The organism is Allokutzneria sp. A3M-2-11 16 (assembly GCF_024213555.1).
Lineage (GTDB): Bacteria > Actinomycetota > Actinomycetes > Mycobacteriales > Pseudonocardiaceae > Allokutzneria.
Window position 1 is genome coordinate 158,205 of sequence record NZ_JANAVO010000002.1, and the last position, 21,495, is coordinate 179,699.

Here is a 21,495-nt window from a genome sequence, read left to right on the forward strand (position 1 = left end):
GTCTCCCGGCTGCGGTCGGCCTGGCGCTGCCGGGTGGACGCGGGCGTGGTCGCGGTCTCGGGCACGAACCGAGTCTCACCTCCGACTAACAAACAGTCAAGCCTGCTTGTTAGTTTCCCTGGCGTGTCCGGAGCGCGGCCAGCCCCGGTTTCCCGCGTCTCACGAGCCGGTGTCCCAGCAGGTCAGATCACACTCTTTGTCTCACCTTCCCGCGTACGCCGGAATCGGTTGCGGGCCCGCCCGCCCCTGGTGAAGCTGTGCCGCACGCGGAAATCTGGGGGACCGATGTTGCGCATCCACTTCACCGACCGCGATCTCGCGCTCACGCGGGTGGCCGCGGCACCCGACCCGCTCTGGGAAACGGTGCTGAGCCTGCACATGCTCGGGCCCGCCGGGCGGCACCTCCCCGCGTTCACCTCGTGGCGCACGGCGGCGCGGCGGAAGCTTCGTGATCGTGACGTCAAGGCGCCGTTGCACTTTCTGCACGCGCTCGCCGCGCCGGGCAACTACTTCCCCGATCTGCTGACCCCGGCGGAGGCCGATGGCGGCCTGGATGACGGCTTGGCCGCCGTCGAGGACACGGCGCCGGAGCGGTTCCGGGCGGAGATCACGCGGCTCTCCGCGGTCCGTCCTTTGCCGCGGTGGACCGACGAACTGTGCGGGGGCGACCGGCGCCGGGCCCGGATGCTGAGCGAAGCGCTGCGGCGGGCGCACGAAGCGCTGGTCGCCCCACACGTGCGCGAGGTCCACACGCACGTGGACGCCGACCGGTCGATCCGGGCGCGCGCCGCGTGCGACGGGGGCAGCCACGGGTTGCTGCACTCCCTGCGGCCGGTGCTGCGCTGGGACCCGCCGGTGCTCTCCGCCGACTACCCCGTCACCAGGGAGCTTCACCTGGACGGCCGGGGCCTGCGCCTGGTCCCTTCGTACTTCTGCTGGGGCACGCCGGTCACGTTCGCCGACCCGGATCTGCCGCCCACGCTGGTCTACCCCGTGTCGCACGACCTCGCCGACAGCAGGCCAACGAACCAGGCCGCGCTCACGGCCCTCCTGGGACGCACCCGCGCATCGGTGCTGCACGCCTCCACGGACACCAGCACCACCGGTGAGCTGGCCCGGCGTCTCGGCATCTCGCCCGCCGCCGTGAGCAGGCACACCGCGGCGCTGCGCGACGCCGGGCTGCTGACCAGCCAGCGGCAGGCGGCCATCGTGCTGCACCGGATCACACCGCTGGGCGGCGAGGTGATCAGCCGATGTGGATTCGGCCCCCCAGAACCGAACCCACACCGGCTGATCGACTAGCGGGACGGCACAACCCTGTCGTCCGCGCCGACCGCGCCGCGACCCTTTTGCGGCCTCGTGCAAAAGCCACGCTGCTGGGAGACTGGGAACCGCGTGACCGACTCGGGTGAGGGGAAGGGCGACGTGCGCGCGGGGCAGGCCCTGGCGGCACTGCTCGACGACCTCAAACACAGGAGCGGCCACAGCTACGGGGCCGACCAGCGGGAACTGTCCAAGCTCTACCGGCTCTGGGAACAGGCCAGCTTCCCGAAGCCGAAGTCGAGCAGGAAACCCTTGCAGCACAACCACTTCCGCCTGCCGGGCGGCGCCGTTCACTGCTCGGTCTCGGTATCGTGCTCGCGGTGCTGCTGCTGGCGGCGGGGCGAGCACACCGCACGTCGCCCCCGATGCGGATTTCGCCGAGAACGTTCCGATCTGGACGAACAGGCCCTTCCCGGTACCCGATGAGTTCATCGGCGTCACCAAGAACGCCGCGTCGCGGGAGATGCCCGGGTTCGAGGTCGGCGGGCTGCGCCTGTGGAACTCGGGCAGCCGGTGGTCGAAGCTGGAGCCGCAGCGCGGGGTCTACGACTGGCCGAAGCTCGACCGGCACGTCGAGCCCGCGGAGCGAGCCGGGGTCTCGCTGCTGTTCACCCTGAGCGGGACGCCGGGGTGGGCCAGCCCGGACGGGCCGGAGATGAACTTCTTCGAGCGGCCGCGCACAAGCGCGCCGGACGATCTGGCGGTGTGGGAGGGCTACGTCCACACAGTGGCGACGCGCTACCGCGGCCGGATCCAGGCGTACGAGGTGTGGGACGCGGCCAACGTCGAAGCCGGGTACAGCGGGACCGTCGAGACGATGGTGGAGCTCGCCTCCCGCGTCGATCAGGCCCTCTACCGCTCGGCCCGCTGGGTGCCGCCGCTGTGGAACACCGGGCAGGGCTTCACTCTACGCCGAGTATCGGAGGGTCTACTTCTACAACTGGGGCAGCGACAAGCTCCCGATCACGTTGCAGCCGCACGGCGGCCATCCGACGAAGGTGGGGTTGCACGTGCAGGAGCTGGACCGGACGCAGAACACGTTCTGCGGGCAGGGGGAGAAGGCCGCGTTGCCGAACAACGCTTGGGAGTGCCGATTCCGGCGCGACGGTGCGGAGCTCCGGATCTGGTGGACCGACCGCGGTACCGCACGCGTTCCCGTGCCACCGGGCGTCGGCGTCGTGCACACCCTCGACGGCGAGCGCCGGCTCGTGAACCTTGGTGAGCCCATCGACATCACGAAGAGCCCCGTGCAGCTCCGTAGCCGATGAGTGACCCTCCGTATTTCCTTTCACCGCTTGACGTCCGCCTGTCTAACCTGAGCACGGATCGTGGCGGGTGCCACGACCTCGCAAGGGGGATTCGCACTGTGAGCATCGGAAAGAAGCTGGGCGCATTCGTCGCGGCCGGCGTGTTCGCGCTGGGTGTACCGGCCGTGGCCGAGGCGGGGCCCACGGTCACCGCGCTGGCCGAACTGCCGGGCGGTTCCGGCAGTGGTGCCTGGGGCGTGAACAACCACGGCGTCGCAGTCGGCTGGTCCAACACCGGAACCAGCGCGCACGCGGTGCGCTGGGCCGAGAACGGCGCCGTCACCGACCTCGGCACGCTGCCGGGGGACACGGGAAGCAGGGCGACCGCGATCGCCTGGGACGGCACCGTCGTCGGGCGTTCCTCGTCGCCGAAGGGCTACCGCGCGGTGCGATGGTCGCCGGACGGCGCGATCACCGAACTCGCGAGCCTGCCCGGAACCACCTATTGCACGGCAGAAGCGGTCGACGTGCACGGCTTCGTCGCCGGGCACTGCTCCGACGACTACTCCGCGAGCACCGGTCGCGCGGTCCGGTGGGCGCCGGACGGGACGGTCACCGAGCTGGGCAAGCTTCCGGGCGATGTGGCCAGCAGGGCGCTGGGCATCAGCTACGAGAAGGTCGTCGTGGGCTGGTCCAGCCGCCCGGATGGCTCCACCCGCGCGGTGCGCTGGGGTGAGGACGGCAGCGTGACGGAGTTGCCGTCGCTGCCCGGTGGCGCGCAGAGCGACGCGCGCGGCATCAACAACGGCGCCATCGCGGGCCGGATCTGGGTCTACACCCCGGGACGCGGCGGCGTGCACCACGCGGTGCGGTGGAACGCGGACGGCACGGTGACCGACCTCGGCGCCCTGCCCGGCACGAGCGGCGCTCCGAGCGAAGCCCGCGCCGTCACCGCCGGTGGTGTCCATGGCGCGGGCACTGTTGTCGGTGAGTCCCGGAACGCCGATGGCCGCTACACCGCCGCGCACTGGTCTGCGAACGGTGCCGCCGTCGACCTCGGCGCGCTGCCGAACGCCGGCGCGGGCACGATCACGTTCGCGACGGCGGTAAACGCTCCGGGCGTGGTGGTCGGCAGCTCCGGCGGACACGCCGTCCGCTGGACCATCTAGCTCCTTCCCCGCCATCCCCCACCCACCCACACACACCCTCATCCCACGCCGAAGTGGCCAGAGAACCTCCGTTTCGTACTCTTAGCGGGCTTTGGGAGCGCTCTTTTTCCCGCTATGAGTACGAAACGGGGTTCTCTCGGCTGCGCCGTTGATGTTTCGGGTGGACACCTCAGCGACCCCTGAGCTACGGGGATACTGGGCGCATGCTGACCGATCGGTTGGAACTGCGGCGCTTCCGAGGTGATGACGTCGCGGTGTTCCGCGCCTACCGGTCGGACCCGGAGGTGGCGCGCTACCAGTCCTGGGAAACAACACTGTCCACAATGGACGCAGGCGAGCTGGTCGACGAGTTCACCGGGCTCACCGCGGACGCGCCGGGGTGGTTCCAGTACGCGGTGGAGCTGCGCGGCACCGGTGCGCTGATCGGGGACGTCGGGGTGAACCTGCACGAGAACCGCATGCAGGCGGAGATCGGTTTCACCTTCGCCCGGGAACACCAGGGGCGCGGTTACGCGACCGAGGCGGTATCACGCGTCGTGGATCACCTCCTTGTCTCCCAAGGGTTGCGGCGGGTCTCGGCGGAGTGCGACGCGCGGAACACCGCGTCGGCTCGCCTGTTGGAACGGGTCGGTTTCCGGCGGGAAGGTCACCGGCCGGAGTTCACGTGGCTCAAGGGCGAATGGACTGACGACCTCCTGTTCGGGTTGCTCGCGCGGGACTGGCGGGCACGCGAGGCCGGGGCCTAGTCGAGGTGGGCGAGCAGGGCCTGTGACCGCGAGGGGTGGCGCAGCTTGCACAGTGCCCTGATCTCGATCTGCCGGATGCGTTCGCGGGTCAGGCCGACGACCGCGCCGACCTGGTCCAGCGTCCGCGGCTGGCCACCGGTGAGGCCGAACCGCAGGCGCAGAATCCCCGCCTCGCGTTCTGACAGCGTGTCCACGACGGCGTTCAGGTGCTTGCGCATCCGCTCCGAGGACAGGAGTTCGACGACGTCGACCGCGCGGGGGTCCTCGATGAAGTCGCCCAGCCGTGAACTCCCTTCCTCACCAACGGGCATGTCCAGTGACAACGGGTCGAGGGCGCATCGCCGGATCTCCTCGACCCTCTCCACGGTGAACCCGGCCTCCGCTGCCACCTCCTCCGGCGTCGGTTCGCGGCCGAGCGACTGCAGCAGATCGCGCTGGACACGCTTGATCTTGTTGAGGGAGTCGACGAGGTGCACCGGCATCCGGATGGTGCGGGCCTGGTCCGCCATGGCGCGGCTGATGGCCTGGCGAATCCAGCACGTCGCGTAGGTGGAGAACTTGTACCCCTTGCGGTAGTCGAACTTCTCCACCGCGCGGATCAGGCCGAGGTTGCCCTCCTGGATCAGGTCCAGCAACGGCATACCCCGGCCGGTGTGTCGTTTGGCCAGGGAGACCACCAGGCGGAGGTTCGCCTCCAGCAGCTGTCGCTTCGCCTGCCGCCCGTCCCGCTCCAGCCAGCGCAGCTCGGCGCGCTCGCGCACCGGGCGGTTGTCGTTGCCGCGCAACAGTTCCGCCGCGTACAGACCCACCTCGAAACGTTTGGCCAGCTCCACCTCCTCCTCGGCGCGGAGCAGGCCGACCTTGCCGATCTCGTTGAAGAAGAGCCGGATCAGGTCCGGTGTCGCCGTCGCGGTGGTCACATCGGCGAATCTAGGTGGGGCGGGTGGGGGTGGGCATTGCGGAAAACCACCGGGGTTGCTGTGGAAAACCACAGGGGACTACAGGAGCGTCAGCTGCTCCTGCCGCACGGCCGCCGGGTTGAGCGCCTCCGGCAACGCCCCCTCCGGCCACAGGTCAGCGACGTCGCCCGCGCTGGACCTGCCCATGCCCTGGGCGAGCCCGTGCTTGCGCAGCAAGGGCGCCACCCGCTCGCCGAGCCAGCTCCGGTACCGCGGGTCGGCGTAGCTGCCCCTGGCGTAGACGCGGCGGTAGCCGGCGACGAGGTCCGGGCGTTCGCGCGCCAGCCACGCGAAGAACCACTCGCGCGCGCCCTTCCGCAGGTGCAGCGGCAGCACGGTCACCCCGGTCGCCCCGGCGTCGCGGATCGAGGCGAGCAGGTCGTCGATCCGCGCCACCGAGTCGGTCAGCCAGGGCAGCACCGGGGCCACGAACACACCGCACGGCAGCCCGGCCTCGCGCACCCGCCGGACCAGTTCGAGCCGCGCCTGCGGGCTGGCCGTCCCGGGTTCGAGCGAGGCCTGCAGGTCGCGGTCGAGCAGCGCGATCGACACCCCGATCCCGATCGGCACCCGCTGACCGGCCTCGGCCAGCAGCGGGATGTCCCTGGACAGCACCGTCCCTTTGGTCAGGATCGAGAACGGCGTCCGCGCGTCGGCCAGTGCCCGGATGATCCCCGGCATCAGCTGGTAGCGGCCCTCGGCGCGCTGGTAGGGGTCGGTGTTGGTGCCCATCGCCACGTGTTCCCGCGCCCACCTCGGCGAGCGCAGCTGCGCGGCCAGCACCTCGGGCGCGTTGACCTTGACGATGACCTGGGTGTCGAAGTCGCGGCCGGAATCGAGGTCGAGGTAGGTGTGCGAATCCCTCGCGAAGCAATAGGTGCAGGCGTGGGAACACCCCCGGTACGGGTTGACCGTCCAGCCGAACGGCATCGACGAGCCGCCCGCCACCTTGGACAGCACCGACTTCGCCCGCACCTCGTGGAAGGTGACATCGGCGAAGCCCGGCGTCGGGGTGGTGGAGTACTCCAGCCCCGGCAGGGTCGCGTTCATCCGGTCGTCTCGCTGACTGTCCCACCTCATGGCTATGATTCGAACATGTGTTCGAACACGCCGCAAGGCTCAGAGGGAGGCGACGAGCTTTGACACCACCTCGGGAGCGATCCGCTGCGCGAGCTTGCCGGGCTCGGCCGCCGCCGCGAGGGTGAACAGCGGCCGCTCGTCGAGCGCGGCCTCCCTCGCCTCCGCGCGCAACTGCGCGACCAGCAGCTCCGCGAACAGCAGCGCGTGGGGCTGCCCCGTGGCGTTGAGCGCGTCGGCGAGCTTGCGCAGCGCCAGCGGCTCCAGCTCGCGCAGGCGGTCCTCGGCGTAGATCGCGAGCGCGACGGAGATCGTCTTGCCGCCCGCGGTGACCAGCAGGCTGACCGTGCGCAGTCCCTTCGCCTGGCTGACCAGCACGCCCAGGTCGGTGACCTCGGCGAGGTCGGCGCTGGTGGTGCCCAGCCCGCGCACGGTGAGCACGCGGCCGTCCAGCCAGCTGCGCTTGCGGGACTCCGCGAAGGCGAGCAGCGACGGCGGGAGCGCGAGCACCACGAACAGCACTAGCCCGGCCGTGGCGTCGAGGAGCAGCGCGACCAGAACGCCGAGCAGTGCCGCGACCAGACCACCGGTCAGCCCCACCACCAGCGCGCGCCTGCGCGCCAGCTCCGGCGAGAGGAGATCGAGCGGAACCACTCACAACCCCCTGGTGGGGAACGACGCGCCACCGCCGGACAGGAACGGGTTGGTCACGCGCTCCCTGCCGATCGTCGACGCGGGCCCGTGTCCGGGCAGGACCACGGTGTCGTCGGACAGCGGCAGGATCTTCTCCTTCAGCGAGCGCATGATCTCCTCGGTGTCCCCACCGGGCAGGTCGGTGCGCCCGATGGAGCCCGCGAAGAGCGTGTCGCCGGAGAACAGCAGGCTGCCGCCCTCCTCGGTGGTGATGCGGAAGCACACCGAGCCCTCGGTGTGCCCCGGCGTGTGGTCGACGGTGAAGCTCAGCCCCGCCAGCTCCAGCACCTCGCCCCCGGCGAGCTCGCGGACCTCGTCCGGTTCGGTCATCTCGACCCGGCCGCCGAACAGCGCGGTGGCCGTGGGGCCGAGGGCGCGCCCGGGGTCGGCCAGCATGGGCCGGTCCGCCGGGTGGATCCAGGCGGGCACCCCGTGCGCGCGGCACACCTCGGCGGCGGAGAAGACGTGGTCGAAGTGGCCGTGGGTGAGCAGCACGGCCACCGGGGTCAGCCGGTGCTTGCCCAAGGCCTCCTCGATCGGTTCGACAGCGTCCTGACCTGGGTCGATGATGACGCAGTCGGCGTCTTCGGCCGGGGCGAGCAGGAAGCAGTTGGCCTGCAGCGCGCCGACCGGGAAGCCTGCGACGAGCACAGTGGAGACCTCCGGGAAAGCGGTGTTCGCGGACAAGAGAGAATTTCGGCGTCAGCCTAACGGGGCGGCGTGCCACACCGGGTTCACACCGTGTTCCCTAGACTGCCCCGTCACGCACGATCCTCGGGAGGGAGCACTGTGCCGAGCAACGAGCAGCGCCGCCAGGCCGCGAAGCGGAAGCTGGCGCGTCAGCTGGAGCGTCGCGCCCAGCGCGCCAAGCGGCGCCGCGTCATCGGAGTCGGGTCCGCCATCGGCGGAACGGTCCTGGCCGTCGCGCTGATCTTCTGGGTCACCAGGACGCCGCCGGAGCCGGAGGCCAAGCCGCTGGAGATCCCGACCGAGCTCGCCAAGCCCGCTGCCCGGCCCAGCCCGCTGCCCCAGAAGGTGAACTGCGAGTACAAGCCCACCCAGGGCGAGCCCGCCGCCAAGGGCGCGAAGGCCCCCGAGGGCAAGGACGTCTCCTCGACCGGCACGGTGAAGGTGAACGTCGAGACCAACGTCGGCACCCTGCCGCTGACGCTGGACCGCTCCCTGGCGCCGTGCGCGGTGAACAGCATGGTCAGCCTGGTCCAACAGGGCTACTACAACGACTCGGTGTGCCACCGGATCAGCACCGAGGGCCTGCAGATGCTCCAGTGCGGCGCGCCGAACCCGGACGGCTCCGGCGGTCCCGGCTACGCCTTCGCCGAGGAGGTCTGGCCCGAGCTGACCTATGGCCGCGGCTACCTGGCGATGGCCAAGACCAACGCCCCGAACAGCACCGGCGGCCAGTTCTTCATCGTCTACGGCAACGCCGCGCTGAGCCCGGACTACAGCGTCTTCGGCACCATCGGTGAGGACGGCCTCAAGCTCGTCGACGAGGTCGCCCGCGCCGGGCACGACGGCTCCTTCGACCCCAACCCGGGCGGCGGCAAGCCGAAGAAGGAAGTCAAGTTCACCAAGGCCACCGTGGCGTGACCACCTCATGACGAGGGCCCGTCCGAATTGATCGGACGGGCCCTTTGTCATTGCGCGAGAAGCAACGGAAAGACACGCTTGTGGCGGTATGGATACCGCCGATCCGTCCGCTACGGTCCAATTCCCTGCGATTCATCCGCCGCCGCGATCATGCTTTTTCCCGCTCAGCATGAGGAGTGACGGTGGCGAGCAAGTTTCTTGGACGGATCAGCGCGGTGGCCGCGGCCTGCGTGGCCCTGCCCCTCGTGCTCACCGGGGTGGCCGGCGCGCACGGCTACACGACCAACGTCCCGAGCCGGGCCTACCTGTGCAAGACCGGCGCGGTGACCGGCTGCGGGCCGGTCCAGTGGGAGCCGCAGAGCGTGGAGGGCCCGAAGGGCTTCCCCGCCCGCGGCCCGGGTGACGGCCGCATCTGCGCGGGCGGGCTGGGGCAGTTCGCCCAGCTGGACGACCCGCGCGGGGGTTCGTGGCCCGCGCGGAAGGTGAGCTCCGGCGCGAACCTGACGTTCAGCTGGACGCTGACCGCGGCGCACGCGACCACCTCGTTCCGCTACTTCATCACCCGCACCGGCTGGAACCCGTCCGCGCCGCTGACCAGGGCCGCGCTGGAGCCCTCGCCGTTCTACACGGTGAACTTCAACGGGGCCCGGCCCGGTTCGACGGTGACCCACACCGGGAAGCTGCCCGCGCGGTCCGGACGGCACCTGATCCTCGCCGTCTGGGATATCGCGGACACCGGGAACGCTTTCTACCAGTGCGGTGACGTGACTTTCTAGAATAGGCAGCGAAATAGCCTCCCGGGCACCCGGGAGGCTATTTCGGCGTGACTACCTTCCGTTCATCGACATAAAGGCTTCCGGATAACGCGGTCCGGCCGTCTCGCCCAGGTCGAGCGCGGCCAGGTCGTCGGCGTCGAGTGCGATCTCCGTCGCGGCCAGGTTCTCCTCCAGCCGCGCCCGCCGCTTGGTCCCGGGGATCGGCACCACGTCCTCGCCCGTGGCGAGCAGCCAGGCGAGCGCGATCTGCGCGGGTGTGGCTCCCTTGCGCTCCGCGATCTCGCGGACGGCACCCGCCGCGGCCATGTTGGCGTCGAAGTTCGCGCCCTGGAACCGCGGGTCCCGGCGGCGGTAGTCGGTCTCCGGGTAGTCCTCCGCCCGCATCGCGTCACCGGTCAGGAAGCCCCGGCCCAGCGGCGCGTACGGCACCAGACCGATGCCCAGCTCCCGCAGCACCGGCAGGATCTCCGCCTCGATCGCCCGCTCCCACAGCGAGTACTCGCTCTGCAGCACGGAGACGGGGAAGCTCGCGTGCGCCCGCCGGATCGTCTCCGCCCCGGCCTCGGACAGGCCGAAGTAGCGCACCTTCCCGGCTTCGACGAGCTCGCCGACCGCGCCCGCGACGTCCTCGATCGGCACGTTCAGGTCCACCCGGTGCTGGTAGAGCACGTCCAGGTGGTCGGTGCCGAGCCTGCGCAGCGACTGCTCGACGACCCACCGGATGTGCTCGGGACGGCTGTTGAGCTCGCCCTGGACGCCGTTCTCGTCGAACTCCCAGCCGAACTTGGTGGCGACGACCGCCTCGTCGCGCCTGCCGCGCAGCGCCCGGCCGAGCAGTTCCTCGTTGGTGAACGGCCCGTACATCTCGGCCGTGTCGAGGAAGGTGCAGCCCAGGTCGAGCGCGCGGTGGACGGTCGCGATCGACTCGGCGTCGTCCGGCGTGCCGTAGGACCGGCTCATCCCCATGCAGCCCAGCCCGAGGGCCGATGCCCGCAGTCCCTGTCGCCCCAGCTGGCGGATCTCCATCGTGGCTCACAACCTCTCGGTTCGGTGTTCGCCACCGAACCTAGGAGTTGGAGCGCGCTCCAACGCAAGTCAGTGGTGCCACGCCTTCCCGCCGACGTTGTGGATCATGCGCTGGAGCACCTTGAGCGTGCGCACGTACTCCTCGTCCGGGATGCCCTCGTGGATGCGCGCCCGCAGGTCCCGTTGCAGCAGCGCGATCTTCGCGTGCAGCGCCCTGCCGTCATCGGTGATCGCCAGCCTCCCCGGAACCGCGACGGCCCAGCCCCGGTCGAGCACCGCGTCGATCTCCGGTTGCAGGTCCGCGCCGACGTCCAGGTAGCCCTCCAGGATCGCGGTCACCTCGGCGCGCGTCTTGTCCCCCTCGACCAACTGGTTCAGCACCCACCACCGGGGCTGGGTGAGGTCGTGTTCGGCGAGGGCGGTCCGGATGAAGGTGACGGCGGCCTTGTGCGCGGCCCACGCCCAGTAGCCGATCGGTTGCCAGGCAAGGTTTTCGTCGCTGTGTGAGTACTCCATGCGCCGACCGTAGGAGCTCAACTCGGGTTGAGGTCAACCGTCCAGTCCGCGCGTGGCGACCTTGTCGAACCGGCGGTCGGAGAGCAGCCGGTTGAGCCGCAGCAGCAGCTTGCCCATGTACCCCGAGACGTAGCGCGTCTTCGGCCGGTCCGTCTCCACGGCCGTCAGCACGGTGCGCGCCACGACCGACGGGTCGGAGAGCTTGTGCCGCTGGGCGTTCGAGGACTCCGTGCGCGTGGCCATCGCCTCGGCGAGCGCGGCGTAGGGACCCTGCCCGGAGAGCTCGCGCAACTCCGCCGCGGTGCCGTCCTGGATCTCCGTGGCGATCAGGCCGGGCTGGACGACGACCACGTCGACGCCGAAGCGGCCGACCTCCTGGCGCAGCGTGTCGGAGAACGCTTCGAGGCCGTGCTTGGACGCGTAGTACCAGGCGCCGAGCGGGAGCGCGATCTCACCGCCGACCGAGGTGACGTTGACGATCGTGCCCGAGCGCTGGGCGCGCATCGACGGGAGCACGAGCTGCACCAGGCGCGCCGCGCCGAACAGGTTCACCTCGAACAGCTCACGGGCGCGCTTGAGCGGGACGTCCTCGACAGCCCCGTGCAGTGCCACGCCCGCGTTGTTGACCAGCACGTCGATCCGGTGCTGCTCTTCGAGGATCGTGCGCACGACGCGTTCGGTCGCGGCCTCGTCGGTGACGTCCATGGACACGGTGTGCGCGCCCGCCTCGCGCAGGTCGTCCATGCGCTCCAGCCGCCGCGCCGCCGCGTAGACGACGTGGCCCGCGCGCACCAGCTCCAGTGCGGTGGCGTGGCCGATGCCCGACGAAGCGCCGGTGACCAGACAGATCATCGCTATCCCCCCTCGCGTTTGACTTGGAGCGCGCTCCAATTCCTAGCCTCGACGGCATGACCACGACGCAGCACAAGATCGGCTCCGGGTTCGGGGCCAGGAGCACCGCCGACGAGGTGCTAGACGGTATCGACCTGACCGGGAAGCTGGCGATCGTCACCGGGGGATATTCGGGTCTGGGATTGGAGACCACTCGCGCCCTCGCCCGCGCGAGCGCCACGGTGGTGGTCCCGGCGCGGCGGCTGGCCACGGCGGAGGCGGCGGTCGGCGACATCGCCGAGGTCGGTGAGCTGGACCTGGGCGATCTGGACAGCGTTCGCCGCTTCGCGGAGCGGTTCCTGGCCTCCGGGCGGCGCATCGACATCCTGATCAACAACGCCGGGATCATGGCGTGCCCGGAGACCCGCGTGGGCCCGGGGTGGGAGGCGCAGTTCGGCACCAACCACCTCGGCCACTTCGCGCTGGCCAACCGGCTCGTGCCCGCGCTGAACCCGGACGCGAGGGTCGTGTCGGTGTCCTCGGCCGGGCACCGCCGCTCGCCGATCCGGTGGGACGACGTGCACTTCGAGCAGGGCTACGACAAGTGGGCGGCCTACGGCCAGGCCAAGACCGCCAACGTGCTGTTCGCCGTCCAGCTCAACGCGTACGGCGTGCGGGCGTTCTCCCTGCACCCGGGCGGCATCCTGACCCCGTTGCAGCGCCACCTGCCCAAGGCCGAGCAGGTCGAGCTGGGCTGGATCGACGAGGACGGCAACGCGCTGGTCCCCGCCTTCAAGACGCCGGAGCAGGGCGCGTCGACCCAGGTGTGGGCGGCGACCTCACCGCGGCTGGCCGAGCTGGGCGGCGTGTACCTGGAGGACTGCGAGGTCGCCGAGATCTCCGACGACGACGCCCCGGGCGTGCGCCGCTACGCGATCGACCGCGACGAGGCCGCGCGGCTGTGGGCGCTGTCCGCGGAGCTCACCGGGGTGAACGCCTTCTAGCGCGGGTTCGCCCGACTAGCCGCCGACGTGGATGCCGGGCCGCCGGTCGGGATCGTCTTCGGAGCTGCGCAGGATCTCCCGGACCACCGGCGCGGTGTCGCCCTTGCCGAGGATCAGGTAGCGGAACAGGTGGGTGAGCGGATTGCCCTCCGACCACTCGAAGTAGCACCGCGGCCGCACCCCGGTGGTGTCCCGCAACGCCAGCAGGATCGCGGCGATCGCGTTGGGCACCGCCGGGCTGTCCGCGCGCAGGACGCGGTGCCCGTCGACCTCCACCCCGCGCACCCGCAGCACGTCGCTGAAGTCCGACGGGTCCACCACGTCGATCTCCAGGAACAGCACGTCGGCGGCGCCGGGGACCGGGTTCATCCCGCGCTGCGCGGTCTCCTTGGCCGAGTACTCCGCGTTGTCCCCGGCCTGCCGCTGGTTGGCGATGATGTTCAGCGCGGAGTCGTGGGCCAGCGAGTCGGTGACGAAGCGCCGCGCGGTCTCGTCGAACTCGATCCGCTCCGCGCGCAGCTCGGTGGTGCGGCTGACCCGGGAGATCAGCGAGATCACCACGATGCCCGCGATGAACACCGCCGAGATCGCGATGCCGTCCGGCTTCTCGATCACGTTCTCCACCAGGGCGTAGAGCAGCACCAGGGTCAGCACGCCGAAGCCGATGACCGCACCGCGCTGCCGGTGCCGCGCCGCGGAGATGGTCACCGCGACGGAGCCCGACACCATCATCGCCAGGATGCCGGTCGCGTAGGCCCCGGACTGCGCGTTGACGTCGGCGCCGAAGGCGATGGTGATGCCGATGCTGATCAGGGTGTAGACGATCACCACTGGCCGCACCGCCCGACCCCAGTCCGGCGCCATGCCGTAGGAGGGCAGGTAGCGCGGCACGATGTTGATCAGCCCAGCCATCGCGGAGGCACCGGCGAACCACAGGATCAGGATGCTGCTGACGTCGTAGACGGTGCCGAAGCCCTCGCCGAGCTGCTGGTGCGCCAGGTAGGCCATGGCCCGCCCGCTCGCCTTGCCGCCGGGCGCGAACTCCGGGCCGGGGATCAGCATCGTGGTCACGAAGCTCGTCGCGACCAGGTACACCGACATGATCACCGCGGCGGCGGTCAGCAGCTTGCGGGTGTTGCGGATCCGGTTGTCCAGCCGCTCGCGATCGGTCTCACCCTTCGCGGCGACCAGCGGCATCATGCTGACGCCGGTCTCGAAGCCGGAGAGCCCGAGCACCAGCATCGGGAACGCGAGCACGGCCGCGCCGAGCGCCCCGGGCAGGCCGCCGGGGCTGTGCGTGAGCGCGTCCCACCACGAGGAGACCGCCGCCGGCGAGGTGAACAGGTCCACCACGGCCGCGCCCACGGTGATCGCGTTGAGCAGCAGGAAGATCGCGACCAGCGGGATGGCCACGCTGACCGCCTCGCTGAAGCCGAGCAGGAACACCCCGCCGAGCACCAGCAGCAGCACGACGGTGATCAGCACCTCCTGCCCGTGCAGGAACTCCGGCGCCAGCGGGTTCTCCAGCGCGTGCACAGTGGCGTCCGCCGAGGACAGGGTGATCGTGATGATCCACGAGGTGGCGACGAACCCGAGCAGGACGAGCACGAAGACCTTGCCGCGCCAGAACGGCAGCAGGTCCTCCAGCATGGCGACCGAGCCCTGGCCGTGCGGGCTCTCCCTGGCCACCCGCCGGTACATCGGCAGCATGCCGAGCAGCGTCAGCGCCACGATCAGCAGCGTCGCCAGCGGGGACAGCGCGCCCGCGGCGAGCGCGGCGATGCCGGGCAGGTAGGACAGCGTGGAGAAGTAGTCGACGCCGGTCAGGCACATGACCTTCCACCACGGCTGCGGCGTGCCGTGCCCCTCGTCGGCCTCGGGGCCGACGGGCTGCACCCGGTGTTGCAGCAGCCAGCCGGCGAACCGGCTCTTCGGCGGCCTCGGCCGCACCGGACTGTCCACTGAGGCCGGTACGGCCAGCGTGCTCTCTTCCACGAGGGCGAATGTAGCGAAGTCGGCTCACGACGGCTTGAGGAATGCGACCAGAACCGCGCTCAGCAGGTAGAGCCCGGCGAAAATCCAGACAACCCCGGACATTCCCACCAGGGGAAAGAAGACGGCGACGACGGCGGGGCCGACAAGCATGCTGGCACCTGCACCCAAGTTGAGCGCGCCCATCGCCTGACCCCGGTGGCCGGGAGCCAACGCGGGCACCAATGCGGACAACGGTGCGTACGCGGCGGCCGGAGCCCCGTTGAGCGCGGCGGCCAGCAGAGCGAGCGCGTACTGCTGTCCCGCCAGCAACGGCACGTAATAGAGCAGCAGGAGCGTGACCGCGCAGCCGACTCCGCCGAACCACGCGATCGTCCGCCGCCAGCCGATGCGGTCCCCCACCGCGCCGAAGATCAGGTTGCACACCATGGTCGTCGCGCACATCACGAACGACAGGCGCAGCCACTCGGCGAGGCTGAACCCGATGGTCTGGGTGAAGAAGATCGGCATCAGCACCGGATACGCGTCGTAGGCGGAGCTGCAGATGCAGCGCACCACGGCGCCGACGCCGACTTTCCAGTTCCGCCACAGGATCGCCACGCTGCCGAAAAGCACCGCGAGCGGCTTCTCCGCTCCGGCGGGCGCACTGGTCTCGCGCACCAGCAGAAGCGTCATCAGGCAACCGGAAACCATGCACAGCAAGGCGAACCACAGCGTGGGGAAGGTGCCGAGCCACGGCACGAGCACGCTCGCCGACAACGCGCCGAACACCAGAAGCCCGCCGACGTAACAGAAGTAGAACCAACCGACAGCACGGCCAAGCCGTTGCTCCGGAGTGACCGCGGTGAGCCAGGTCAGGAACGCGAAGGCGAACAACGGAAACCCGAAGCCGCGCAACGCGAAGCTGATCACCAGCAGCGAGAAGTCCAATGTGGGCAGTGCGACAGTGAGGAACAGCACCTGGAACACCGCCCAGATCACGCTGCCCACCCACATCACCCTGCGCGGCCCCCACAGGTCCGACAGGGCACCGGAAAGCCAGGAAGCCACGCCCACCGCGACACCGCGCACGGTGAACAACATGGCGATCGAGTGCAGCGAAACGCCTTGGTCGGACAGGTAGGCGGAGAGGAAACCCTGGTCGATCCCCTCGCCCAGCATGAACAGCAGAACGCCGGGGAAGCCCCAGATCATCGCAGCCTCCCCAGGTTCCCGGCGAGAATCGGCCCGATCTTCGCGAGCGGCCCCGGGCGCATCATGTCCGCGTGCGCGCAGGGAATCCGGTGTTCCTCGATCTCCCCGTCGACATACGGGGCCCAGGGTGCGGCGGTCTCCTCCGGGCCCGCCGTGAAGAACAGCATGTCGCCCTTGAAGCGTTCGGGCACATAGCCGTCGAGGCTGCGCACGACAGGCACCCCGCTGATGGCGTACTTCGTCAACGCCGACACCGCGGCGGCGTCCAGGTTCGCCGCCTGCTCGATGATCTCCGCCGCGCGGGCGCGGGTCAGCGGTTCGTCGCCCGCGCTCACGCCGAGGTTGGTGAGGAGCCCTGCGAGGATCGTGTGCTCGTCCAGCTCGGCGGAATCGTTGTGCGGGTAGGCGCTCAGCACGGTGAGCGAGGCGACCTCGGAGCCGAGCTGGGCGGCGAGCGCCTGCGCGACCACACCGCCGAACGACCAGCCGACCAGGTGGTACGGGCCGTCCGGCCGAACCTCGCGGATCTGTTCGAGGTAGTCGGCCACCATCTCGTCGATGGTCTCCGCGCACCGGTCCGGCTCGGCGATTCCCCGTGCCTGCAACGCGAAGACAGGGTTGTCGACATACCGCAGGAGCCCGGAGTAGCACCATCCCAGTCCGGAGACGGGGTGAACGCAGAACACCGGCGCTCCGTCTCCATTCTCCCGCAACGGAAGCACGACGCCGAGCGCGTCCGGCTCCGCGTCGATGGGACCGGCGAGACCGGCGACGGTCGGTGTCCGGAACACCGCCCGCACCGATAGATCGACTCCAAGCACTGCCCTGATCCGGCCGGTCAGCCGCATCGCGAGCAGCGAGTGCCCGCCGAGCTCGAAGAAGTTGTCGTCGACCCCCACCTCGGGAAGTTCCAGCAGCTCCGCGAAGAGTTCGCACAAGATCCGTTCGTGCTGCGTGCGCGGCGCTCGTCCCGACCTGGACGGCGTCGGGGTGGGCAGTGCGGCCCGGTCGACCTTTCCGTTGGGCGTCAACGGGATCTCGTCGAGCCACACCGCGATCGAAGGCACCATGTAGTCGGGTAGCACCGATCGCACTCTCGCCAGCACATCGCGGTCTCGCGCCACGAGATACGCGACAAGACGTTCTCCCCCTTGCGAAACCACGACCGCCTGCGACACGGCGGGATCAGCCAGTAACGCCGCCTCCACCTCGCCGGGCTCGATCCGGATTCCGCGGACCTTCACCTGGTCGTCGGCGCGACCGACGAAGACCAACTGCGCGCCACGGGTCCACCGGGCCAGGTCACCGGTGCGATAGAGCCGAGTTCCGTTGTCGGCGAAGGGGTCTGCGATGAATCGCTGCGCCGTGAGCCCCGGACGGCCGAGGTAGCCGCGCGAAACCTGGTCACCCGCGAGGTAGAGCTCGCCGACCACGCCCGGCGGAACCGGCTGGAGGTGCTCGTCGAGGACATAAGCCCGCGTGTTGCGGATCGGACGGCCGATGACGGGCTCCGCCGTGTCGCTCATGTCGGCGATCACAGTGTTCACCGTGCACTCCGCCGGGCCGTAGAAGTTGTGCGCCACCACAGGACTTCGCCTTAGTTCTGTCCACAGTGGACCGGGAACGGTCTCACCGCCGAGCAGGACGACATCGGTGTCGATCCCGAGCGCCATCAGGTGTTGGAAGTACGACGGTGACGTTTCGAGGCAGTCGATGCGCTCTGCCCGCACGTACTCGACGAGCGCTTCGGGATCGCGCCGCACGTCATCGCCCACCACGTGCAGTTCGTGCCCGCCCAGCAACCACAGCAACGAATCCGTGGCGGCGTCGAAGGACCAGGAAGCGACGTGCACAACCCGAGCCCGGCGCTTCACAAGCGAATGAAGGTCCTCGACGTGTCGTCGGAACAGGTTCACGACGTTGCGGTGCTCGACCACGATTCCCTTCGGCACACCGGTCGAGCCGGAGGTGAACACGACGTAGGCGGGATGCTCTGCCAACAGGGATCTCGACGGATTGGCTTCAACTAGGGTGCTCGACAGCTCGGACAGCACCAGCGCGGGCTTCGCTTCCCGCAACATGACGTCGATGCGCTGCTGCGGATACTCCACGTCGACCGCGAGGTATGCGGCTCCGGCCTTCAGCACGGCGAGGATGGCGATCACCATCTCCACCGAATGCGGCAGGAGCAACGCGACGACCTTCTCCGGCCCCGCACCCCGTTCGATCAGCTCGTGCGCCACCGCGTTCGCTCGGGCGTTGAGTTCGACGAAGGTCAGCCGCACGCCTTCTCCCACCACCGCGACGGCGTCGGGCGTACAGGCGGCCTGCGCCTCGAACAGATGCGGCAGCGTCGTCGGAACGTGCGCTACCGCAGTGTCGTTCCACTCCGACAGGATGCTCATTCGCTCCACTGTGGACAGAACGTCGATCTCACTGATCCGGGTTCGGGGGTTCGCGGCCACTGCTTCGAACACGCGGACCACGCGGCTCGCGAATTCGTCCACTGTGGACTCGTCGAAGAGATCGGAGCGGTACTCGACCCTGCCCGCGTCACCGACCAAGGTGAAGCACAGGTCGAACTTCGACGTCGCCGACCCCACCTGCTCGGGCTCGACGACGAGACCGGGCAGCCGCAGCTCCGCGCGTTCCTCGGGCAGGTACACCACCATCACCTGGAACAGCGGGTGCCTCGCGGTGCTCCTCGGCGGGTTCAGCTCCTCGACCAGACGCTCGAACGGCAGGTCGCCGTGTTCGAAAGCGGCGAGGTCACTCTCCCGCACCCGTTCCACCAGCTCGGCGAACGTGGGGTTCCCCGATGTGTCCGAACGCAGCACAAGCGTGTTCAGGAAGTAGCCGACCAGGTCCCGCAACGCTTCGTCCGACCGGCCGGAAATGGGAGTCCCCAAGGGAATGTCGGTGCCCGCGCCGAGCTTGGTGAGCAGCACCGCGACGACGGCGTGGAAGACCACGAACGCGCTGACGTCGAGCTTCCGGGACAGTGGCAACGGATCAAGCGTGAACTCCACCGCGCCGCCCCGAGCGGAGGCCACCGCCGGGCGTGGCCGATCGACCGGCAGGGCGATCTCGGCGGGAAGCCCGTGCAACGCCCGGCGCCAGTGCTCCAGCTGACCGGGGATCGACCGTTCTCGCTGCCACAGAGCGAAATCCGCGTACTGCACGGGAAGCGGCGACCAGTCCGGAGCACGCCCGGCGGCCCTGGCCGCGTAGGCTGTGGCGAGGTCCTCGGTCAGCGGCCGCACCGACCAGTCGTCGCTGGCGATGTGGTGCAGCACCAACGTGATCACGTTGTCCTCGACGAACATCCGGATCGGGATCTCCCGCTCCAACGCGAACACGTGCTCGACGTCGGCGGGACCAACGGTGAACGGCACCTCCGGCTCATCCAGCACCACCTGGCAGGGCTCACTGTCGACGACCGGGAAGATCGTGCGCAGGCTCTCGTGCCGGGCGAGCACATCGGCCACGGCGGCACGCAGGGCGACGATGTCCAGATCTCCCGTGACCCGCCAGGCGAACGGGACGTTGTACGCCGAGCCCGCCCCCTCGACCTGGTGCGCCAACCACATCTGCTGCTGGGAGAACGACAACGGCAGCCGAACCGGACGCGCCCTCGCCGCGAGCGCGGGCCGTGCTCCCCCGATCGGTAGCAGCTCAGCGAGCCTCGCCGGGGTCCGCGCGTCGAACACCAGTCGCATCGGAACGTCCACCCCGAGCACCGCCCGAACCCGGTTCACCACCTGCATCGCCAGCAGTGAATGTCCGCCCAGGGCAAGGAAATCGTCGTCCACGCCAACGCTTCCGAGCCCCAGCACCTCCGCGAACGCCTTACACAACGCCGCCTCGACCGAAGTTCGCGGAGCCGCCCCCTCCGCCCGCGACGCGAAGTCAGGATCGGGCAGCGCATCCCGATCAACCTTGCCGTTCTCCGTCAACGGCAGCGCCTCAAGCACCACCACCGCCGTGGGCCTCATATACCCAGGCAACTCCCCCAGACGTTGCGTACCCAATGTGGCATTTGTTTCGTCTGACGTAACGAATGCCACATTGGGTACAACGTAGGCGAGGAGTCGATCAGCGCGGGCGATCACCACGGCCTCCGCGACGCGCGGGTCGGCGAGCAGCGCCGCCTCCACCTCCGCGGGTTCGATCCGGTGGCCCCGAACCTTGATCTGCCGATCCGCCCGCCCGAGGTATTCCAGCTCCCCGGTCTCGGTCCACCGCGCCAGATCGCCGCTTCGGAACATCACCGATCCAGGCGGGCCGAACGGGCACGTGACGAACCGCTCCGCCGTGAGCCCCGGACGGTTGAGGTAGCCGCGCGCGACGCCTTCCCCGGCGATGTAGATCTCCCCGGTAGCGGCCGGGCGCAGCCGTTCGTCCAGCACGTGGATGCGCGCACCGGGAATCGGCCGCCCGATCGGCACGGGGCCGGACGGCAGCGGGACGCCCGGCTCGACGCGATGCGCGACGCACCCCACCGTCGCCTCGGTCGGCCCGTACTCGTTCACGACGGCGGCGTGGGGATGCCGTTCACGCCACGAGCGCAGCGCCTCACCGGTGAGCTGTTCGCCGCCGATCACCAGGTCGGTCACCGCGGGCAGGTCGGGCAGCAGCGCGATGTGCGCCGGTGTCGCCTTGACGAACTCCGTCTCAGGAGCCCAGTCCAGGCAGACGCGCCCACCGGACACCAGCGGCGTGTACAGCGCGGTCACTGTCAGGTCGAAGGAGATCGGCGAGTGGACGACGGCGCTCCGCCGCGCTCCGGGATAGGCGTCCTTCGCGAAGGACAGGTATGCGCTGAGCGCGCCGTGACTGACGACGACGCCTTTGGGGCGTCCCGTGGAACCTGACGTGTAGATGACGTACGCGGCACTCGACGGGTCCACCCGGACTCCGGGATCCGAATCAGGAAATCCGTCCAAGGATTCGACTGCGGTCAGCACATCGACCGGGCGGGCATCCGCGAGCATGAATGCGATTCTTTTCACCGGATAGTCCGGGTCCACGGGCAGGTAAGCCGCGCCGGTCTTGAGCACCGCGAGCAGCGCGACCGGCAGCTCGGCCGTACTCGGCAGCACGACGGCGACGCGGCGCTCCGGACCGGCACCGCGCCGGATGAGCAGGTGGGCGAGGCGGTTGGCGCGCGCGTTCAGCTCGCGATAGGTCAGCACGACGTCCCCGTGCACGACCGCGGGCGCGTGCGGGGTCAGCCGGACCTGCCGCTCGAACAGCTCGGGTAAAGAAATCACCGGATGCGTCCTGAAATGAGCCGGACAAATGAAGCGAGGACCCTAACCGAGGAACGCGGCG

At 69.8% G+C, this 21,495-nt stretch carries 17 protein-coding genes and 1 pseudogene; 8 read left to right on the forward strand and 10 right to left on the reverse strand.

Annotation, left to right across the window (positions count from 1 at the left end):
* Window positions 1-285: 285 nt before the first annotated feature.
* From NLX83_RS18815 to NLX83_RS18835, 5 genes are all read left to right on the forward strand, one after another.
* Window positions 286-1,302, forward strand: a complete 1,017-nt coding sequence (locus NLX83_RS18815) for an ArsR/SmtB family transcription factor (RefSeq protein WP_254236390.1) — start codon at window positions 286-288, stop codon at window positions 1,300-1,302.
* Window positions 1,303-1,395: 93 nt separating this feature from the next.
* The gene (locus tag NLX83_RS18820; RefSeq protein ID WP_254236391.1) at window positions 1,396-1,749 is read left to right on the forward strand and encodes a hypothetical protein; all 354 of its coding nucleotides are present in this window, start codon (window positions 1,396-1,398) and stop codon (window positions 1,747-1,749) included.
* A 37-nt stretch (window positions 1,750-1,786) separates the two neighbouring features.
* Window positions 1,787-2,545 carry a beta-galactosidase gene (locus NLX83_RS18825; RefSeq protein WP_254236392.1) on the forward strand — a complete coding sequence of 253 codons (759 nt, stop codon included), beginning with the start codon at window positions 1,787-1,789 and terminating at the stop codon, window positions 2,543-2,545.
* Between the two features lie 144 nt (window positions 2,546-2,689).
* Window positions 2,690-3,739, forward strand: a complete 1,050-nt coding sequence (locus NLX83_RS18830) for a hypothetical protein (RefSeq protein ID WP_254236393.1) — start codon at window positions 2,690-2,692, stop codon at window positions 3,737-3,739.
* 203 nt (window positions 3,740-3,942) lie between these two features.
* Window positions 3,943-4,485 carry a GNAT family N-acetyltransferase gene (locus NLX83_RS18835; RefSeq protein ID WP_254236394.1) on the forward strand — a complete coding sequence of 181 codons (543 nt, stop codon included), beginning with the start codon at window positions 3,943-3,945 and terminating at the stop codon, window positions 4,483-4,485.
* On the opposite strand, the pseudogene NLX83_RS18840 reads toward NLX83_RS18835, so the two are convergent.
* The 4 genes and pseudogenes from NLX83_RS18840 to NLX83_RS18855 form a co-directional block, all read right to left on the reverse strand.
* Window positions 4,482-5,393 (reverse strand): annotated as a pseudogene (locus NLX83_RS18840) (RNA polymerase sigma factor); the annotation flags it as partial. The gene NLX83_RS18835 and the pseudogene NLX83_RS18840 overlap by 4 nt on opposite strands.
* A 90-nt stretch (window positions 5,394-5,483) precedes the next feature.
* Window positions 5,484-6,524, reverse strand: coding sequence for an Rv2578c family radical SAM protein (locus NLX83_RS18845; protein WP_254236395.1), 1,041 nt, complete (start codon window positions 6,522-6,524; stop codon window positions 5,484-5,486).
* A gap of 39 nt (window positions 6,525-6,563) precedes the next feature.
* On the reverse strand, window positions 6,564-7,175 hold the full coding sequence (locus NLX83_RS18850) for a hypothetical protein (protein ID WP_254236396.1): 612 nt from the start codon (window positions 7,173-7,175) through the stop codon (window positions 6,564-6,566).
* Window positions 7,176-7,865, reverse strand: a complete 690-nt coding sequence (locus NLX83_RS18855) for an MBL fold metallo-hydrolase (RefSeq protein ID WP_254236925.1) — start codon at window positions 7,863-7,865, stop codon at window positions 7,176-7,178.
* A gap of 138 nt (window positions 7,866-8,003) precedes the next feature.
* Here NLX83_RS18855 and NLX83_RS18860 point away from each other — a divergent pair, with 138 nt between their 5' ends.
* Together NLX83_RS18860 and NLX83_RS18865 are read left to right on the forward strand one after the other, a co-directional pair.
* Complete coding sequence (locus tag NLX83_RS18860; RefSeq protein WP_254236397.1) at window positions 8,004-8,822, forward strand: peptidylprolyl isomerase; 819 nt, start codon at window positions 8,004-8,006, stop codon at window positions 8,820-8,822.
* 182 nt (window positions 8,823-9,004) lie between these two features.
* Window positions 9,005-9,598 (forward strand): lytic polysaccharide monooxygenase auxiliary activity family 9 protein, encoded by a 594-nt coding sequence (locus tag NLX83_RS18865; protein ID WP_254236398.1) that lies wholly within the window; start codon window positions 9,005-9,007, stop codon window positions 9,596-9,598.
* 51 nt (window positions 9,599-9,649) lie between these two features.
* Here NLX83_RS18865 and NLX83_RS18870 read toward each other — a convergent pair whose 3' ends face one another.
* The 3 genes from NLX83_RS18870 to NLX83_RS18880 all read right to left on the reverse strand — a co-directional run bounded on the left by NLX83_RS18870 (window position 9,650) and on the right by NLX83_RS18880 (window position 11,992).
* Window positions 9,650-10,624: an aldo/keto reductase gene (locus NLX83_RS18870; RefSeq protein ID WP_254236399.1), complete on the reverse strand. Its 975-nt coding sequence runs from the start codon at window positions 10,622-10,624 to the stop codon at window positions 9,650-9,652.
* Between the two features lie 69 nt (window positions 10,625-10,693).
* Entirely contained in the window at window positions 10,694-11,140 is a 447-nt protein-coding gene (locus NLX83_RS18875; protein WP_254236400.1) for a MarR family winged helix-turn-helix transcriptional regulator, read from the reverse strand.
* Between the two features lie 33 nt (window positions 11,141-11,173).
* Window positions 11,174-11,992 carry an oxidoreductase gene (locus NLX83_RS18880; protein WP_254236401.1) on the reverse strand — a complete coding sequence of 273 codons (819 nt, stop codon included), beginning with the start codon at window positions 11,990-11,992 and terminating at the stop codon, window positions 11,174-11,176.
* Between the two features lie 56 nt (window positions 11,993-12,048).
* Between NLX83_RS18880 and NLX83_RS18885 the strand changes: the two genes are divergently transcribed.
* Complete coding sequence (locus NLX83_RS18885) at window positions 12,049-12,975, forward strand: SDR family NAD(P)-dependent oxidoreductase (RefSeq protein WP_254236402.1); 927 nt, start codon at window positions 12,049-12,051, stop codon at window positions 12,973-12,975.
* Window positions 12,976-12,990: 15 nt separating this feature from the next.
* On the opposite strand, the gene NLX83_RS18890 is transcribed toward NLX83_RS18885, so the two are convergent.
* From NLX83_RS18890 to NLX83_RS18900, 3 genes are all read right to left on the reverse strand, one after another.
* Window positions 12,991-14,808, reverse strand: coding sequence for an amino acid transporter (locus tag NLX83_RS18890; RefSeq protein WP_254236926.1), 1,818 nt, complete (start codon window positions 14,806-14,808; stop codon window positions 12,991-12,993).
* 186 nt (window positions 14,809-14,994) lie between these two features.
* On the reverse strand, window positions 14,995-16,161 hold the full coding sequence (locus tag NLX83_RS18895) for an MFS transporter (RefSeq protein WP_254236403.1): 1,167 nt from the start codon (window positions 16,159-16,161) through the stop codon (window positions 14,995-14,997).
* A complete protein-coding gene (locus NLX83_RS18900) occupies window positions 16,158-21,434 on the reverse strand; it encodes an amino acid adenylation domain-containing protein (RefSeq protein ID WP_254236404.1) in 5,277 nt (1,758 codons plus the stop codon). The genes NLX83_RS18895 and NLX83_RS18900 overlap by 4 nt, the downstream gene beginning before the upstream one ends.
* Window positions 21,435-21,495 lie beyond the last annotated feature (61 nt).

Coding starts and splice junctions, on each gene's coding strand:
- NLX83_RS18845 (WP_254236395.1), bottom strand. CDS start 6,524: ATGAGGTGGGACAGTCAGCGAGACGACCGGATGAACGCGACCCTGCCG.
- NLX83_RS18895 (WP_254236403.1), bottom strand. CDS start 16,161: ATGATCTGGGGCTTCCCCGGCGTTCTGCTGTTCATGCTGGGCGAGGGG.
- NLX83_RS18835 (WP_254236394.1), top strand. CDS start 3,943: ATGCTGACCGATCGGTTGGAACTGCGGCGCTTCCGAGGTGATGACGTC.
- NLX83_RS18875 (WP_254236400.1), bottom strand. CDS start 11,140: ATGGAGTACTCACACAGCGACGAAAACCTTGCCTGGCAACCGATCGGC.
- NLX83_RS18885 (WP_254236402.1), top strand. CDS start 12,049: ATGACCACGACGCAGCACAAGATCGGCTCCGGGTTCGGGGCCAGGAGC.
- NLX83_RS18890 (WP_254236926.1), bottom strand. CDS start 14,808: ATGTGCCTGACCGGCGTCGACTACTTCTCCACGCTGTCCTACCTGCCC.
- NLX83_RS18880 (WP_254236401.1), bottom strand. CDS start 11,992: ATGATCTGTCTGGTCACCGGCGCTTCGTCGGGCATCGGCCACGCCACC.
- NLX83_RS18825 (WP_254236392.1), top strand. CDS start 1,787: ATGCCCGGGTTCGAGGTCGGCGGGCTGCGCCTGTGGAACTCGGGCAGC.
- NLX83_RS18870 (WP_254236399.1), bottom strand. CDS start 10,624: ATGGAGATCCGCCAGCTGGGGCGACAGGGACTGCGGGCATCGGCCCTC.
- NLX83_RS18815 (WP_254236390.1), top strand. CDS start 286: ATGTTGCGCATCCACTTCACCGACCGCGATCTCGCGCTCACGCGGGTG.